6 protein-coding genes are annotated in these 18,696 nt (G+C 61.5%); 2 read left to right on the plus strand and 4 right to left on the minus strand.

The annotated features are described in order from the left end of the window. Positions 1–70 precede the first annotated feature (70 nt). Positions 71–13,069 (minus strand): non-ribosomal peptide synthetase, encoded by a 12,999-nt coding sequence (locus JFT91_RS09835; protein ID WP_201232282.1) that lies wholly within the window; start codon positions 13,067–13,069, stop codon positions 71–73. A gap of 372 nt (positions 13,070–13,441) precedes the next feature. Between JFT91_RS09835 and JFT91_RS09840 the strand changes: the two genes are divergently transcribed. Further along, positions 13,442–13,996, plus strand: coding sequence for an RNA polymerase factor sigma-70 (locus tag JFT91_RS09840; protein ID WP_201230751.1), 555 nt, complete (start codon positions 13,442–13,444; stop codon positions 13,994–13,996). A gap of 107 nt (positions 13,997–14,103) precedes the next feature. On the opposite strand, the gene JFT91_RS09845 is transcribed toward JFT91_RS09840, so the two are convergent. From JFT91_RS09845 to JFT91_RS09855, 3 genes are all read right to left on the minus strand, one after another. Then, positions 14,104–15,117, minus strand: coding sequence for a GNAT family N-acetyltransferase (locus JFT91_RS09845; protein WP_201232283.1), 1,014 nt, complete (start codon positions 15,115–15,117; stop codon positions 14,104–14,106). 87 nt (positions 15,118–15,204) lie between these two features. Beyond that, positions 15,205–16,002: a substrate-binding periplasmic protein gene (locus JFT91_RS09850; protein WP_201230753.1), complete on the minus strand. Its 798-nt coding sequence runs from the start codon at positions 16,000–16,002 to the stop codon at positions 15,205–15,207. A 92-nt stretch (positions 16,003–16,094) separates the two neighbouring features. After that, positions 16,095–16,718 (minus strand): TetR-type transcription factor C-terminal domain-containing protein, encoded by a 624-nt coding sequence (locus JFT91_RS09855; protein ID WP_201230755.1) that lies wholly within the window; start codon positions 16,716–16,718, stop codon positions 16,095–16,097. 184 nt (positions 16,719–16,902) lie between these two features. On the opposite strand from JFT91_RS09855, the gene JFT91_RS09860 reads away from it, so the two are divergent. Then, positions 16,903–18,693 (plus strand): acyclic terpene utilization AtuA family protein, encoded by a 1,791-nt coding sequence (locus tag JFT91_RS09860; protein WP_201232284.1) that lies wholly within the window; start codon positions 16,903–16,905, stop codon positions 18,691–18,693. Positions 18,694–18,696 lie beyond the last annotated feature (3 nt).

Consider the following 18,696-nt stretch of genomic DNA (forward strand, 5'->3'; position numbering starts at 1 on the left):
TACAGGGGAACGTATTCCAACTGTAGGAGTGAACCTGCTCGCGATGAGGCCGGTACAGACACCAAAAAAACTAGAGCCCCTCCAGTTCCGCCATCAGATCATTCAAGCGGTCAACCTTCTCCTCGGTAATCTCACTCGCCGCCAGTCCATCAATGTACTCGGCCAACTCCTCCACCGTGCTGCACTCGAACATCGCCCGCAGCGGCACGTCGCGTTGCAGGGTTTTCTGCACCCGTGAGGCGATCTGCGTGGCCAGCAACGAATGGCCGCCAAGCTCGAAGAAGTTGTCGCGCACACCGACCTTCTCGACCTTCAGCACCTCGGCCCAAATGTCCGCCAACGTCTGTTCAAGATCATTGCGTGGCGCCAGATAGTCGTGGCTCTGCAACTGGCCGATCTCCAGCGCCGGCAGGGCTTTGCGATCCAGTTTGCCGTTGGCATTCAACGGCAGTTGATCGAGCCACAACCAGTGCAGCGGCACCATGTATTCCGGCAGTTCGGCACGCAGCCGCTGTTTGATCCGCTCCAGACGTTCGCTTGGATTCAGCGCGGTGTCAGCAGCGACCAGATAGCCGACCAAGTGCTTACCGTTTACGCCTTCCTGCACACCCACTGCGCCATCGCGCACTTCCGGCTGTTCATGCAGGCGTGCTTCGATTTCACCCAGCTCGATGCGGTAACCGCGAATCTTCACTTGATGGTCGACGCGGCCAACGTATTCCAGCACTCCATCACTGCGGCGGCGCGCCAGGTCACCGGTGCGATACAGACGCTCGCCCGGCGCGCCGAACGGGTTCGGCACAAACACTGGGGCGGTGCGCAGCGGATCGCTGACATAACCGCGACCGACGCCAGTCCCGGCCACGCACAACTCACCCACCGCGCCCAGGGGCACCAGTTCCAGCGCACCATCGACCAGGTACAACAAATTGTTGTCGGTCGGTGTACCAATCGGCAAATAACTGCCGCGAGTCGAGGCCATGTCGACGCGATAAAACGCCACGTCATCCGAGCATTCGGCCGGGCCGTAAGCGTTGACCAGACCGATGTCCGGGTAACGCAGCAGCCATTGGTGCGCCAGTTCCGGCGGCATCGCTTCGCCGGTCGGCAGCATCCAGCGCAAGCCGTCGAGGCTCAGGCGCTCCGAGGCGAGCATGCCCTGAATCAGCGACGGTACGCTCTCCAGCACGGTGATGCCCTGCGCCTGCACGTGCACCAGCAAACCTTGCGGATCGTGGGCGATGGTGTTCGGCACGATGTCCACACGCGCGCCGAACAGCGGCGCGGCGAGGAACTGCCAGACGGAAATGTCGAAGCTTTGCGAAGCGGTCTGCGCGATGACGTCGGCGTCACTCAAATTCAGGTACGGCACCTTGCTCAACTGGTTATTGAGCATGCCGCGCTGCTCGACCATCACGCCTTTCGGCAGGCCGGTGGAGCCCGAGGTGTAGATCACGTAAGCGAGGTTGTCCGGGGCGTTGTAAATGCCTAGGTTCTGCGCCGAGTTCGCCGCCGCTTGAACCTCTTCCCACACCAGCAAGCGTGGACGATTGGCGCAGCTGAATTCATCCAGCAAGGTCTGCGCCTGGCCGCGACAGGCTTCGCTGCAGACCAGTACCGGCGTGCGACTCAGCTCAATGATGCGTTGCAGACGCTGGCTCGGCAGGCCCGGATCCAGCGGCAGATAACCCGCACCGGCCTTGAAGCTGCCGATGATCATGCCCAGCAGATCGAGATTACGCTCGGCGAGCAGCGCCACCGGTTGATCCATCTGCACGCCGGCGGCGACCAGTGCATGGCCGAGACGGTTGGCGCTGTGGTTCAGCTCTGCATAGCTCTGCTGCTGATCAAGGCACGTCGCGGCGATGCGCTGCGGATGCGCGGCAACCTGTGCTTCGAACAGCGCAACGTAACTCTGCTCCAGCGGATAATCGTGGGCACTCTGGTTGCACCCGTGGAGCAGGAAGTCCTGTTCCTCGACGCCCAGCAGCGGCAAGTCAGCCATGTCGCCATGGAAACCATCGACCAGCGCCAGCAGCAGACGCTTGAACTCGCCGAGCATGCGCTCGATGGTCGATTCGTCGAAGTAGCGCTGGTCATAAGACAGGTGCAGACCCAGGTCATCGCCTGGATAACACACTGCCGTCAGCGGGAAGTTGGTGTGGGTTCGACCGGAGTCCGAGGTCGCATTCAGGCTCTGCGCGCGATCCAGTACCGACACTTCCACCGGGGCGTTTTCGAAGACAAACAGACTGTCGAACAGCGGCTGGCCTTTCGGCAATTCGCTCTGTTCCTGGATGTTCACCAATGGCAGGTATTCGTACTCACGCAGTTGCATGTTGCTGTCGAGCAAACCGCTCAGCCACTGACGGACGCTGGCGCGCTGATCGTCCTCAGGCATTTTCACCCGCAGCGCAATACTGTTGATGAACAGGCCGACGGTGCGTTGCATCTCCGGCATGTCCACCGGACGCCCGGCCACGGTCACGCCGAACAGCACGTCGCGATCACCGCTCATGCGCCGCAACACCAGCGCCCACGCCGCTTGGGCGAAGGTGTTGATGGTCAACTGATGCGCCTGCGCCAGTTCTCGCAGACGCGCACCGTCCTCGACATTGAGCCGGGTGTAGCGGTCGCCGACGATCATGCCGCCGCTTTCACCAGCGTGTTCACGCAGGAACGGCCGGTCGCTCGGGATCGGCGTGGTGCGCTCGAACCCTTGCAGGTTCTGCTGCCACCACTGCCGCGCTTGCGCCAGGCTCTGGCGTTGCAGCCAGCCGATGTAATCGCGATAACGCGGCGGCACGGCAAGCTGTGCATCGCGACCTTCACCCAGAGCGGTGTAGATCTCGAAGAAGTCGTTCATCAACAACGAGCGGCACCAGGCGTCGATAAGGATGTGGTGGTTGCTCATCATGAACCAGTAACGCGCCGCACCGACCTTGATCAGGCGCAGGTGGAACGGCGCCTGATTGAGCAGATCGAAACCGGCCTCGCGCTCGCTTTTCAGCAGCGCTTGCAGCTTCGGCTCCTGCTCGGTTTCGGCGATGGCGCTCCAGTCCAGATACTCGATTGGCGTACGGCCCGGCGTATGGATCACTTGCAGCATGTCTTCGCCGACATTCCAGCAGAACGACGCACGCAACGCTTCATGACGGGCGACCACCGCTTGCCAGGCCTGGGCGAAACGCTCAGGGTCGAGTTCGCTGTTGATGCGGTAGCGATCCTGCATGTAGTAGAGGCCAGTGCCCGGTTCGAGCAAGGTGTGCAGCAACATGCCTTCCTGCATCGGCGTCAGCGGATAGACGTCTTCGATGTGCGCGGCGGGCACCGGCAAGGCGTCGAGTTGCGCCTGTGTCAGCCTGGCCAGCGGGAAGTCCGACGGCGTCAGGCCACCGGCCTCGTCTTGCAGGCAATGGGTGATCAGGTTTTGCAGCTCGCCGAGGTAGGCATCGGCCAGATCGCTGATGGTCTGCGCTTCGTAACGCTCGGCGCTGAAGGTCCAGCGCAAGAGCAATTCACCGCCGTAAACCTGGCTGTCGATGCTCAACTCGTTCGGTAATGGCGCCTGCGGATCGTGGGCAGCACCGACCGGCTCATCCAGCGGACGGAACAGCGCATCGTTGCCGAAACTCTGGTCGAACTGGCCGAGGTAGTTGAACGTGACCGGCGCATGCGGCAGCGCGGCCATGCTGCGCTGGCTGAGGTCGTCGGCGAGATAACGCAGCACACCATAACCGAGGCCTTTGTGCGGCACGGCGCGCAGTTGCTCTTTGATTGCTTTGATCGAAGCGCCCTGCCCGGCAGCGTCTTCGACGTTGTGCGGGGTCAAGCGTAATGGATAAGCGCTGGTGAACCAGCCAACGGTGCGAGTCAGGTCGATCTCGTCGAACAGGGTTTCGCGGCCATGGCCTTCCAGTTGAATCAGCGCCGACGGCTGACCGTTCCAGCGGCACAGCACGCGGGCCAGCGCGGTCAGCAACAGGTCGTTGACCTGAGTGCGATAGGCGGCCGGCGCCTGTTGCAGCAACTGTCTGGTGTGCTCGGCATCGAGGCGCACGCTAACGGTTTGGGCGTGGCGGTTCTGCTGGCCGCCCTGCGGGTTTTCGCACGGCAGATCAGCGTTCGGGCCGGCCAGTTGGGTCTGCCACCAGTTGAGTTCTTCGCGCAGGGATTCGCTGCCGGCATAAGCCTGCAAACGTGCCGCCCAGTCTTTGAAGGCACTGGTTTTTGCCGGCAGCTTCACCGCCTGTTCGGCATCCAGTTGGCGATACACCGTTTGCACATCGTCGAGCAACACACGCCACGAAACACCGTCGACCACCAAGTGATGGATCGCGATAAACAGCCGTTGCTGACCCTCAGGGCCGTCTACCAGCAAGGCGCGAACCAGCGGGCCGTTTTCCAGATCAAGGCTGCGCTGGGCATCGGCGAACAGCGCTGCGCACTTGTCCATCGACGGCACGCGTACTTGCCACAACACCGCGCCATCGGACACCGGTTGATGTGTCGCTTGCCACTGGCCGTTGACCTCGCTGAAACGCAGCCGTAAAGCATCATGCTGCTCAATCACCGCCAGCAGCGCCTGCTCCAGACGATGCGGTTCGAGGGCCACAGCCGGCTCCAGCAGCAAAGCCTGGTTCCAGTGCTGACGCTCAGGGATTTCCGTGTCGAAGAACCAATGCTGAATCGGCGTCAAACGCGATTCACCGGTCACCAGACCTTGCTCGGCCGTCACTTGCTCGGTGCGGCTGGCCACAGCAGCAAGTGTCTGCACAGTCTGATGCTGGAACAGGTCACGCGGGCTGAAATGAATGCCTTGCTGGCGGGCGCGGCTGACCACTTGAATCGACAGAATCGAATCGCCACCCAACTCGAAGAAGTTGTCGTTGAGGCCGACCTGCTCGACGTTGAGCACCTCGCACCAGATCTGCGCCAGGGTCTGCTCCAGCTCGTTGCTTGGGGCGACGTAGTCCTGACGGTTCAGCTCCGGGTCCGGCGCTGGCAAGGCACGGCGGTCGAGTTTGCCATTGGCGGTCAGCGGCATGCTCGCCAGCAGGATCAGATGCGTCGGCACCATGTAATCCGGCAGTTGCGTCTTGAGATGCGACTTGAGCGCGTCGCGCAGTTCAGCCTGCTTGGCTTCGTTTTGCTCAGCAACTTCGGTCACCAGATAGCCAACCAGTTGCTTGCCGCTCGGCGCATCCAGTGCCAGTACCACGGCTTCGCGAATCGAATCGTGATCGAGCAGGCGCGTTTCGATTTCGCCCAGTTCGATACGGAAACCGCGGATCTTCACCTGATGGTCGATCCGTCCCAGGTATTCCACCAAACCATCGGCACGCTGGCGCACCAGGTCGCCGGTGCGGTACATGCGCCCGCCATCGGTGGCGAACGGGTCAGCGACAAAACGTTCGGCAGTGATGCCCGGACGGTCGTGATACGCCTGCGCCAAACCCGCGCCGCCGACGAACAATTCACCGGTCGCGCCTTGCGGCACCAGCGCCAGATCGGCGTCGAGAATGTACGCCACGCGCGCGCCGATAACGCTGCCGATCGGCACGCTGCCGGCGCCCTCTTCCAGCATCTCCGGCGCCAGACTGGCCAGTGGCATGACCACGGTTTCGGTCGGGCCGTAGGCGTTGAAGAACATCGACGGTTTGAACGCTGCGCGAATGCGTTGCAGGTGCTCACCGGTCAACGCTTCGCCGCCAGTGATGATCATCCGCACCGGCAGGATGTCGTTTTGCGTCGCCAGGAACTGCGCCAACTGGCTGCCGTAGCTCGGGGTGAAACCGAGCACGTTGATTTTATGCGTACGGATCAAACCGCAGATTTCTTCCGCGTCCCATTGGCCTTGTGCTCGCAGCACCACTTGCGCGCCGCTGAGCAGCGGCACCAGCAAACGTTCTGTAGCAGCGTCGAAGTTGATCGAATAGAAGTGCAGCTCGCAGTCGTCCGGGCGCATGCCGAAGCGTTCGATAACGGCTTGGCAGTGCATGGCGATTTCGCCGTGGGAAACCACCACGCCTTTAGGCTTGCCGGTCGAACCCGAGGTGTAGATCAGATACGCCTGATGCTGCGGCAAGCTGATAAATGGCAGCTCGGTGGCCGGGTAATCGGCCAGTGCCGCGCTGTCTTCCTCAAGACTCCAGCGCGCCACGCTCGACGGCAAATCACCAAGGGCTTTGAACATTGCACGGTCGCTGAGCAGCAGGCCGATGCGGCTGTCTTCGATCATGTAGTGCAAGCGGTCGAGCGGGTATTCCGGGTCGAGCGGCACATAGGCGCCGCCAGCCTTGAGAATCGCCAGCAGGCCGATGACCATTTCCAGCGAACGCTCCAGCGCCAGACCGACCCGCACTTGCGGGCCAACCCCGCGCTCACGCAGAGCCCAGGCCAGGCGATTGGCGCGGGCATCCAGTTCGGCATAGCTCAGGGTCTGCCCGGCGAAGGTCAGGGCCGGCGCGTCTTTGCGCGCCAGTGCCTGTTCGGCGAACAGGTGATGGATGCACTGGTCGAGACGATGCTCGCCCGGCTCGATGCCGAGGCTGTCGAGCAACTGCTGTTGCTCAGGCACATCGAGCAGCGGCAATTCGCTGAGACGTTGTTGCGGATCGGCAATCAGCGCTTCGAGCAAGTTGCGCCAATGTTTGGCCATGCGCGCGATGGTCGGTTCATCGAACAAATCGGTGCTGTAAGTCAGGCAGCAACCGAGGCGATGGTCGAGGTCGGTGACTTCCAGGTTGAGGTCGAATTTGGTCGCTCGCGCATCGTTGGCCAGGTACTCGACGGTCATGCCGGCGAGCATTCGGCTCTGCTGGAATTCCCAGCGCTGCACGTTGCACATCACCTGGAACAGCGGGTTGTACGCGGCACTGCGCGGTGGCTGCAGGGCTTCGACCAGATGATCGAACGGCAGATCCTGATGCGACTGGCCTTCGATCACGGTGTGGCGCACCTGCTCGAACAATTCGCCGACCGACATCATCCCGTCGAGCTGGCAACGCAGCACCTGGGTGTTGAGGAACGCACCGATCAGCCCTTCGCTTTCCGGGCGGATACGGTTGGCCACCGGCGCGCCGATGCGCAAATCGGTCTGGCCACTGTAGCGGTAGAGCAGTGTGGCAAGCGCGGCAGTCATGGTCATGAACAGGGTCAGACCATTTTTTGCATTGAACGCACGTACGCGAGCGGCGAGATCGTCGCTGAGGTCGAAGCGGAACAGTTCGCCCTGATGGCTCTGCACCGGCGGACGCGGACGATCGCCGGGCAATTCCAGTAACGGATGTTCACGGCCGAGTTGCGTGGTCCAGTAGTCGAGTTGGCGTTGACGCTCACCGGACTCCAGCCAGTTACGCTGCCAGACGCTGTAGTCGAGGTATTGCACCGGCAGTGGTTCCAGCGGCGAATCGCGGTCATCGACAAACGCTTCGTAAAGCGCGCTGAGTTCGCGGGCGAAAATATCCATCGCCCAGCCTTCGGTGACGATGTGGTGCAGAGTCAGGACGAAGTAATGTTCGTGCTCGGCGGTCTTCACCAGACAGGCACGCAGCAGCGGCCCGGTTTCCAGATCGAATGGCTGATGCGCCTCTTCGTCGGCCAGTTGCTGAACCTTCTGCTCGCGCACATCGGCGCCAAGTTTTGAGAAATCCTTCCAGCCCATGCGCACGCCAGTCTCGGCATGTACCTGCTGACGGGCGACGCCATCAACGCTCGGGAACGTGGTGCGCAGGGTTTCGTGACGCAGGATCAGCGCTTGCAACGCCGACTCGAAACGCTCGACATGCAACACACCACGCAGGCGCGCCATACCGCCGACGTTGTACGCCGGGCTGTCCGGTTCCATCTGCCAGAGGAACCACATGCGCTGTTGTGAATACGACAGCGGCACCGGTTGGCTGCGGTCGACTTTGTCGATTGGCGGCTGTTTATTGGTGCGGCCGCTGGCCTGGATCAAGCGGATCTGCTCGGCGAAATCACCGAGTTCGCTGTGCTCGAACAAGGCGCGCAACGGCAGTTCGACGTCGCAGGCCTGACGGCTGCGCGAGATGATTTGCGTGGCCAGCAGCGAGTGACCGCCGAGGGCGAAGAAGTCGTCGCGCAGACCGACTTGCGCCAGGCCGAGCACTTCGCGCCAGATCGCGGCGATCTGTTGCTGCAGTTCGGTGACCGGTTCGACGTGCTCACGCACTTGCCACTGCGGTTCAGGCAAGGCGCGGCGGTCGAGTTTGCCGCTGGGGCTCAAGGGCATTGCGTCCAGACGCATCAGTTGCGCCGGCACCATGTACTCCGGCAGCTCGGCGGCCAGTGCGGTTTTCAGCCGGGCGATTTGCGCGTCCTGATCTTCGCTGACGTCAGTCGCGGTGAAGTAACCGATCAGTTGTGCGCCAACGGCGGTTTCGCGCACCAGCACCACGGCTTGGGCGACGCCTTCCTGAGCGAGCAAACGGGCTTCGATTTCTTCCGGTTCGACACGGAAGCCACGCAGCTTGACCTGCTGATCGAGACGGCCGAGGTATTCGATCACGCCATCGGACGTCCAGCGTGCGCGGTCACCGGTGCGGTACAAACGTGCGCCCTGCTCGCCCAGTGGATCAACGACGAAACGCTCGGCAGTTAACGAGGGACGGCCAAGGTAGCCGCGAGCCAGACCGATACCGCTGATGCACAGCTCACCCGGCACACCCGCCGGCACCGAGTTGAGATCGCTATCGAGCACGCGGCAAACCACGTTGCCCAGCGGCCGGCCAATCGGCGAGCGCTCGCCATCGGCTGTGGTGCAATGCCAATGGGTGACGTTGATCGCGGTTTCGGTCGGGCCATAACGGTTGTGTAATTGCACCGCCGGCAGTTGCGCCAGTACGCGGTTGCGCAGTTCGGCCGGCAACGCTTCGCCGCCGGAGAACACGCGGCGCAGGCTGGTGCATTCGGCGCTCAGCGGCTCGTCGATGAAAAGCGAGAGCAGTGGCGGCACAAAGTGCAGCGTGGTCACGCCGTGCGCTTGCACAAGCTGGGCGATGCGGTGCGGATCGCGGTGCTCGCCGGGGCCGGCAATCAGCAAACGCGCACCACTGATCAGCGGCCAGAAGCACTCCCACACCGACACGTCGAAACTGATCGGGGCTTTTTGCATCAGCACATCGGTTTCATTCAAGCGATAAGTGTTCTGCATCCATTGCAGACGTTCGGCCAGTGCTGCGTGGGTATTGCCGACGCCTTTCGGTTGGCCAGTGGAGCCCGAGGTGTAAATCACATAGGCGAGGTTGTCGCCATGCAAGTGCAAGCCCGGTGCCTGGCTCGGCCACTTTTCCAGGTGCAATGCATCCATGGCGATAACGCTGACGCCTTCGCTGGCCGGCAAACGCTCGAGCAATTCGGTCTGGGTCAGGAGCAGTTCAACACCGCTGTCGCTGAGCATGTAAGCCAGGCGTTCGGCCGGGTAATCCGGGTCCAGCGGCACATAGGCGCCACCGGCCTTGATGATCGCCAGCAGGCCGACCAGCAGTTGCGGCGAGCGCTCGGCGGCGATGGCCACACAAACGTCGGGGCCGACGCCTTTGTCTCGCAGGTAGTGCGCGAGGCGGTTGGATTGCGTGTGCAGTTCGGCGAAGTCGAGGCTGCCACCGTCCCACACCAGCGCGGTGCGCTCCGGGGTCTGACGGACTTGTTCGTTTAGCATTTCCGGCAGCCATTGCTCAGCCTTGGCGCACGGGGCGACGCTCCAGTCTGTGTGCTGATCGTGCTCAATGGCATTGAGCATTTGCAGATCACCGACAGCACGCTGCGGTTGCTCGCAAACATCGCGCAGCAGATTGCTGAAGTGTTCGGCCAGACGCGCGATGGTCGCGGCGTCGAACCGTTCGTTGGCGTAGTCGAATGACAGCGTCAGGCGACCATTACGGTCCTCTTCACTGTGCAGTTGCAGGTCGAACTTGGCTTCGCGGCTGTGCCACGGCAGTTCTTCGGCGAGCAGACCCGGCAGGCGTTTCAGCGCGCTGAGGTCGCGTTGCTGATGGTTGAACATGACCTGGAACAAACCTTGTTCGCGGGCCTGCGGGAAGGCTTCGAGCAGTTGTTCGAATGGCAGATCCTGATGTGCCTGGGCACCGAGGGTGGTTTGGCGAGCCTGCGCCAGCAATTCGCTGAACGGCGTACGCGAATCGACCTCAGCACGCAGCACTTGGGTGTTGATGAAGAAGCCGATCAGGCCCTGGGTTTCCAGGCGCGGACGGTTGGCGTTCGGCACGCCGATGCGGATATCACGTTGGCCGCTGTAGCGATGCAGCAGGCTCTGGAATGCCGCGAGCAACAACATGAACGGTGTCGAATCGTGGGCCTGCGCGGTCGTGCGGATCGCCTCACTAAGGCTGACGCTCAGACGTACGCTGTGGCGTGCGGCGCTGTGAACCTGCTGCGCAGAACGCGGGTGATCGCTGGCCAGTTCCAGGGTTGGATGCTCGTCGCCCAACTGCGTTTTCCAATACGCCAGTTGCCGCTCACCTTCACCTTGCGCCAGCCATTGACGCTGCCAACTGCCGTAGTCGGCATACTGGGTGGGCAGCGGCGCGAGGTTGGCGGTCGCGCCTTGCGCTGCAGCGGCGTACAGGCGCGAGAATTCGTCGAGCAAAACATTGAGCGACCAGCCGTCGGCGATGATGTGGTGCAGCGTCACCAGCAGTTGGTGATCTTCGTCATCGAGGCGGACCAGTGTCACCCACAGCAGCGGGCCTTTTTCCAGGTCAAACCGGGTATGCGCTTCGTCTTCGCGGATCTGCTGGGCACGGGCTTCACGCTCGTGGGCCGGCAAGTCGCTGAGATCGATCAGTTGCAGGTTGAACTCGGTAGCTGCATCGACTTGTTGCAGGGCCACGCCGTCACGTTCGAAGAATCGCGTACGCAAGGATTCGTGGCGTTCGATCAGTCGCTGGAAGCTGGCGCGCAAGGCGTCTTCGTCCAGTTCGCCGCGCAAACGCAGGGCGCCGGGAATGTTGTAGGCGCTGCTTTGCGGGTCGAGCTGCCAGGTGATCCACAGACGGTTTTGCGCCAGCGATTGCGGCATCGGCTCGCTGCGCGACAACGCGCTGATTGCGCCTTGGGCACTGCCACCATCCTGTTGCTGTTGCGCCACCGCAGCGGCGAACGCGGACAGCGTCGGTGCCTCGAACAACAGGCGCAGGCTGAGCTCCAGACCGAGCTCTTCACGCACCTTGGCGATGACTTGCGTGGCGGCGATCGAGTTGCCGCCGAGCAGGAAGAAGTGGTCGTCGGCGTTGACCTGTTTGACGTTGAGTTGCTCGGCCCAGATCTTGCCGATCAGCGCTTCGAGTTCAGAGACGCTGGTGCTCGACGCTGCGGTTTCGGCTGCGGTCGACGGGAACACTGCGTAGCTGTCGAGGCTGCCATCGGCCAGGCGATTACGGCACGCCGAACGCTGCAATTTGCCGCTGGAGGTTTTCGGCAACGCGCCCGGATTGAGCAGCACCACCACGCTCGGCGCTTCCTGATAAGCCTCGGCCACAGCTTGGCGGATGGCTTTGATCAACGCTTCCGGCGGCAGGATTTTCTGCACGCTGCGGCTGATTTCCGCGGCGATGCCGATGCCCTCCTCGCCATTCTGGCTGACCGCGAATGCAGCGACGCGGCCCTTGCGCACCACTTCCACTTCATTCTCGACGGTCTTCTCGATGTCCTGCGGATAGAGGTTGTGTCCGCGCACGATCAGCATGTCTTTCAAACGGCCGGTGATGAACAGCTCACCGTCACGGACAAAGCCCAGGTCACCGGTACGCAGCCAAGTGCGGCCGGCGTGCTGGACGAACGTCTTGGCGCTGGCTTCGGGGTTACGCCAGTAGCCGTGGGCGATGCTCGGGCCGGCAGCCCAGACTTCACCGACAGCGTTATCGGCGAGTTCTTCGAGACTGATCGGCTCAACGATCATCACCGCATGCTCCGGCTGGCTGATGCCGCAACTCATGATCGGGCTGCCGTCACCCGGCTCGGCACGGTTTTGCGCCAGCGCCTGATCGTCCACGCGCAACGCTGGAATGCCGGTGCCTCGTGGTGTACCGGCAACGAACAGGGTCGCTTCGGCCAGACCGTACGAAGCCATGAAACTGTCTTCGCTGAAACCGCACGCAGTGAACTTCTCGGCGAAGCGTTCGAGGGTGTCGAGGCGGATCGGTTCGGAACCGGAATAGGCCACGCGCCAACGGCTCAGATCAAGGCGTTCAAGCGCCGACTCGCTGACTCGCTCACTGCACAAACGGTAGGCGAAATCCGGCCCGCCGCTGATGGTGCCGCCGTATTGGCTGATTGCTTCGAGCCAGCGCAACGGCCGACCAAGGAAGTACCCCGGCGACATCAGAATGCACGGCACACCACTGAAAACAGGCTGCAGCAAACCACCGATCAAACCCATGTCGTGGTACAGCGGCAACCAGCTGACGATGACGTCGTCCGGGTTGACGTCGATGCCGAAGCCGTGACGGATCAACAGCTCGTTGGCGACCAGGTTGCCGTGGCTGACCTGCACGCCTTTGGGCAGCGCGGTGGAGCCGGAGGTGTATTGCAGGAAGGCGATGTGATCCTGCGCCAGGCCGGGCTCGACCCACTTCTCGGCCAGCGCGCTGTCGAGGGTATCGACACACAACAGCGGCGGTGCGCCTTCGATCTGCTGCAAGGCGTCGCGCAGGTCAGCGCTGGTCAGCAACAGACGCGGCTCGGCGTCGGCGATGATCGACAGCAGACGCTCCTGATGATGACGGCGTGCAGACTCCGGCGGGTAAGCCGGCACCGCGATCACGCCGGCGTACAGGCAACCGAAGAACGCCGCAACGTAGTCCGGGCCACTGGGAAACAGCAGCACCGCGCGACCGCCGAACTCAGCCTCGGCCTGCAACGCCGCGGCGATGGTACGTGCGCGCTGATCGAGTTCGCGATAACTGAGTACCACAGCCTGCTCTTCGTTTTCAGCCAGAAAACGCAAGGCCAGTTGATCCGGTGTCAACGCCGCACGGCGCTGCAGGGCGTGGACCAGAGTGCTGGGGAGTTCGAACGCGTCGGTCATGAGGTTTCCTGCCTGAATTCGGCTTGCTAGTGGAATCGGGTTTGCTGCGTCACACCCTTCAAAGGGCATGCAGGGCGCGGTCTACGCCGACCGCGCAAGGCATTGGAATGCTGTCTGGTCGGGACTCTTCACCCGCAACCATTCACCAATGAGAACGGATGACGTCTGGAAATAATTAGTCGGCAGGCTGGAACGCCAATGGGGCCGGGATGCGGCAGCGTGTCGCAGTTCTCACATCGCACCTGTTTGGATCATTACTTCTCTTTCTCATTTGACAATCATTATCATTCAACCTAATTTGTCGCTCGATGTGTAGGACGGCCTCGTCCCCCCAGGCGTCCCACTAACCTATTTGGCAGCAAGGTGATTTCCATGACGGAACAAGTATCCACAAGCAGGTGCGATTCACCGCTACTTCAGGCATTCGTCGACAATCGACTGATTCTGGTCAAGATTGCAGCCCGCATTACCGGCTGCCGGTCACGTGCCGAAGATGTGGTGCAGGATGCGTTTTTCCGCCTGCAATCGGCGCCGCCGATCACGTCGTCGATCAAGGCTCAACTGAGTTATCTGTTCCAGATCGTGCGCAACCTCGCCATTGATCACTACCGCAAACAGGCGCTGGAGCAGAAGTACGCCGGCCCTGAAGAGGAAGGGCTGAACGTGGTTATTCAGGGTGCTTCGCCGGAAATCTCGCACATCAACTTTTCGACTCTGGAAAACATCGCTGATGCGCTGACCGAGCTGCCCAGCCGCACCCGCTATGCGTTCGAGATGTACCGCCTGCACGGCGTGCCGCAGAAGGACATCGCCAAGGAACTCGGCGTCTCGCCGACCCTGGTCAACTTCATGATTCGCGATGCGCTGGTGCACTGCCGCAAGGTCTCGGGCAGCCGTCGTGACGCGGTGGTTATGGGTCGTCGTTAAGACCGGATTGTCCGCACAAAAAGATCGCAGCCTTCGGCAGCTCCTACAGTGGAATGCGTTTCCTGTAGGAGCTGCCGCAGGCTGCGATCTTTTGCTTTACAGCAATCTCAGGCCAGCTTGCACCGATCAAAAAACCGCTCGCGCCCCAGAATCATCAGCGCCGCACGCTTGTGCGGGAAGTCGAATTCTTTCTCGCAATGGAAGCACTGGTTCTGCATGTGACCGATCATCTTCGCGTTGTCGGCACGCGGTTCGGCGACGACGCGCTGAGTGCGCGGATCGTCCAGAAACAGGTAATGCACCAACGCCGATAACCAGCTCGCCACCTTGTGCGGGCCGCGGTGATCTTCCTCACCGACCAGCATGTGAATGCCACGGTCGTAATTGTCGGCATCGTAGAACGGCGCGATACGATCTTCCTTGGCCCAATAAGCCTCGAAATAGGCAAACGGCTGATCGTCGAAACAGCCGATCAAGGTCAGCGTGTGCGGGTCGGCGTCGAGTTTGCTCAGGTACTCGCGGTGTTTCTCGATACTGCCCTCCTCCTGCCAGAAACTGGCAACGCGCGGGCTGTTCTGCCAACGATTGAAGCGCGGCAGATCCTCTTCGATTTCCACCGTGCGCAGCGATATCCACGCGCCCAGACGCGCATCGAAACGTCGGTACACCTCACCGCGTGGTTTCACCGGCCGCAGCGGATGCCGCTTACCCTGACTAATGACCATTTGCTGCGGATAACTGCCGGTCAGCGAGGTGCCGAGCCACGGTTGCGGCAGTTGCCAGAACAGCGTGCGCTCGCAGCGATACTCGCCTGCCACCTCGGTCCTCACCAACAAACCGCTGAGCAACGCTTCGGTCGGCCGCTGATCGAGTTGCCAGGTCAGTTGCTGGCACTCGGGATCGCGGGCGAACAGCCAATAACAGGCGGCCCACAGTGCCTGCCCCGGCGGCAAGGCAAAACGCTCATCGATCTGGATCAGCCCTTTGGCTTCACGATCCAGGCGCAGGCGAATCAGCGGTTGCCCGTCCAGGCTCAGGCTCAGACGGCTTTCGGTTGCATCAGCGATCAGTTGGCTACCCGAAGGCAAGGCCAGGGCAGTCAGGTCATTCAGATTGGACATGGGTCGGGCTCACGATAATCGTCGACAGTTCAACGATGGGACGTGAGCCGAGAGGAGAAATTTAGGCTTCGAGGAGAAATCAGTGCCTCAATGACGAGGCACCGGCACTACCGCTATCTTGTACGGCTCGAAGATTTTCAGCATCTCGCCATTCTCACGCAGACCTTGCAGCAGCTTGCCAAACGCTTCACCGGTGATCGGCGCAGTCGGGCGCAGAATCGCGTAATGGTGGTAGATCTGATCAATACGCTGGGACACCAGCAACTCACCACGCACCTTTTCGTTACGCAACAGGTAATCGCTCAGATACGAACGGGTCACCAAGGCAATATCGGCGCGCCCGCGCAGCACCATCAACAGATTGCTGTCATGGGAATAGGTCAGCGTCGCGTTGAAATTCTGCGCAAGGAACTTGGGATCGGCGTTGAAACTGGCAAATTCGTAGTGATAACCGCTGAACAGCGCCAGGCGTTTGCCCGACAGGTCGGCGAAGTAGTTCTGTTGGCGACCGTCTTCACGTTGCGCGACAAAAATCTCGGCGTCTTCAAGGCCCATGTCGACATCGCTGTGAGGCATGTCTTGCCAGCCCCACTCCGGGTTCTCGAAGATCGCCATGTCGATCCGGCCTTGTTTGAAATCACCAAAACGCCGGGGAATCGACGTTGGCACCAGCACGAACTGATAGTCGCTTTGCAGACGGTTCAGCGCCTCGACCAATTGCGGCAGCAGACCGGTGTCGGCGCCGTTTTCCGGGCGGATGGTGTAGGGCGGAAAATGTGCCGCGCCGACCCGGACCAGTTGCGCTGCCGGAGCCGGCAATACCCAGAATGCAGCCAGCGCTGCGAGCAGAAGCCCCGCGGCTGTCCGAATTGGCGAAGACTTCAAAACACCCCACTCCCCGAAAAAATACCGATCAATGCATTCAAGCTAGGCGGTTTCGCCCAGTTAGCCAGTTTCCCGCCCCGATAGAAAGCGCCTTAACGCTCCTCGAGCACCAGAATCAAGGCCTCGTCCGCCAATTGATCAAGGCTCAAACTGCCGCCGGCACGGAACCAGGTGGTGGTCCAGGACAGTGCGCCAGTGAGAAAACGTCGGGTAACAAATACGTCGCCGCGAATAAATCCGGCGTCCTTGGCCTCGCCGAGCACGTGCAGCCAGATATCTTCGTAGACGTCACGCAACGCCAGCACTTTGGCCTGGCCGTCCTCGGACAATGAACGCCATTCATAGACCAGTACCGCCATGGCTTCACCGCTGCCGCCCATGATCGACTGCAATTCGCAGCGAATCAGCGCCAACACGCGCTCGCGCACGCTGCTGGCATCGGCAAGCGCCGCACGCATCAGAGCGGTGTTGTAACGGATGGTTTCTTCCATCACCGCGCGGAGGATTTCATCCTTGCTTTTGAAGTGATGAAAAATGCTTCCCGACTGAATCCCCACCGCCCCGGCCAGATCACGCACGGTGGTGCGCTCATAGCCTTTGTTGCGAAACAGGTGAGCCGCCACTTGCAGCAGTTTGCCGCGGGCGCTGTCGGGGTCGGTCAACTGGCCTTGGTCGACCAATTCGCGCATGACCCTCAGGGCTTTTTGCTCGTCCACCCGTTCTCTCCTACAGTCGATCAGTCTGATGCCCCCTGAAACCGCAGGGTTGCGCGCAATTTAAGCCGCCGACGGCGACCAAGCAAGCGCTTGGGCAGAAGATAATTTTAGGCATTTACAAACCAAGCGCTTGCTTGGTAGCCTCCAAGCACTTCTGTCGCAGGTTCCTGAGTCGGAGATAAAAATGCCAACCACCGTTCGCATCGGTTGCGCCAGTGCATTCTGGGGAGACACATCAACCGCCGCCGCGCAGTTAGTCAACGGCGGCAAACTGGATTACCTGGTGTTCGATTACCTGGCCGAGATCACCCTGTCGATCATGGCCGGCGCACGCATGAAAGACCCGCAGGCGGGGTTTGCCGGCGACTTTATCGACGTCCTGACGCCGCTGCTGCCGCAACTGGCCGAGCAGCAAATTCGCGTTATCAGCAACGCTGGCGGGATCAATCCACACGCCTGTGCCAGTGCCCTGCAAGCGGCCTGCGACAAGGCTGGCATCGCGCTGAAAATCGCTGTGTTGCTCGGCGATGACCTGCAACCGCAGTTCAAACAACTCAGCAGCCAAGGCATCACTGAAATGTTCAGCGGCGCCGCGCTGCCGCCGATGTGCGTGTCGACCAACGCTTACCTCGGCGCGCCGGGCATCGTCGAAGCCCTGCGCCTGGGCGCCGATATCGTCATCACCGGCCGCGTGGTCGACAGCGCCGTGGTCAGCGCCGCACTGGTGCATGAGTTCGGCTGGTCGTGGCACGACTACGACAAACTCGCCCAGGCCGCACTGGCCGGGCACATCATCGAATGCGGCGCACAATGCACCGGCGGTAACTTCACTGACTGGCGCGACGTGCCCGACTACGAGCACATCGGTTTTCCAATTGTTGAAGTCAGCGCCGACAGCCAATTCATCGTCAGCAAACCCGAAGGCTCCGGCGGACTGGTCACACCGCTGACCGTGGGTGAGCAGATGCTGTATGAAATCGGCGACCCACAGGCCTATCTGCTGCCCGACGTGGTCTGCGATTTCAGTCAGGTCAAACTGCAGCAGCAAGGCAAGGACGCGGTACACGTGCACGGCGCCAAAGGCCTGCCACCGAGCGATAAATACAAGGTCAGCGCCACCTGGCCGGACGGTTTTCGCTGCACCGCCAGTTGCCTGATCGCTGGCATCGATGCGGTGGACAAGGCGCGCCGGGTCAGTCAGGCGATCATCGACAAAACCGCAGAAATGTTCAGCCAGCGCGGCTGGGCGCCGTACAGCGAAACGCACATCGAACTGCTCGGCAGCGAAGCCACCTACGGCCCCCACGGCCAGCGCCGCGACAGCCGCGAAGTGGTGATCAAACTCGCCGTGCGTCACGCGAACAAACAGGCGCTGATTCTGTTCTCTAGGGAAATCGCCCAGGCCGCCACCGGCATGGCGCCGGGATTGACCGGCATCGTTGGCGGCCGGCCAACGGTGTACCCGCTGATCCGTCTGTTTTCGTTCCTGATTGATAAAAGTGCCTGCACCTTGCAGATCGATATGGCCGGTGAGCGCCATCCTTGTGCCCTGCCCGCTTTGGCTGTTCTGGACAGCGCAGATTTGCCGATTGCTCAGGCGCCACCAAAACCGCAAGGACGTGCCGACGCCAGTGTGCCGTTGGTGAAACTGGCTGTGGCGCGCTCCGGTGACAAGGGCAACCACAGCAACATCGGCGTGCTGCCGCGCAAGCCCGAATACCTGCCATGGATCGCCGAGGCACTGACGCCGGCGGTGATCGTCGACTGGATGAGCCACGTCCTCGACCCGATTCACGGGCGAGTCGAACGCTGGTACCTGCCCGGCACCCACAGTTTGAATTTTCTATTGGAAAACGCCCTCGGCGGCGGTGGCGTGGCCAGTCTGCGCATCGACCCGCAAGGCAAGGCCTTCGCCCAGCAACTGCTGGAAATCCAGATCCCGGTGCCGCAGAGCATCGCCGAACAACTCGACTAGAGG

The sequence above is a fragment of the Pseudomonas sp. TH08 genome (assembly GCF_016651275.1).
Lineage (GTDB): Bacteria > Pseudomonadota > Gammaproteobacteria > Pseudomonadales > Pseudomonadaceae > Aquipseudomonas.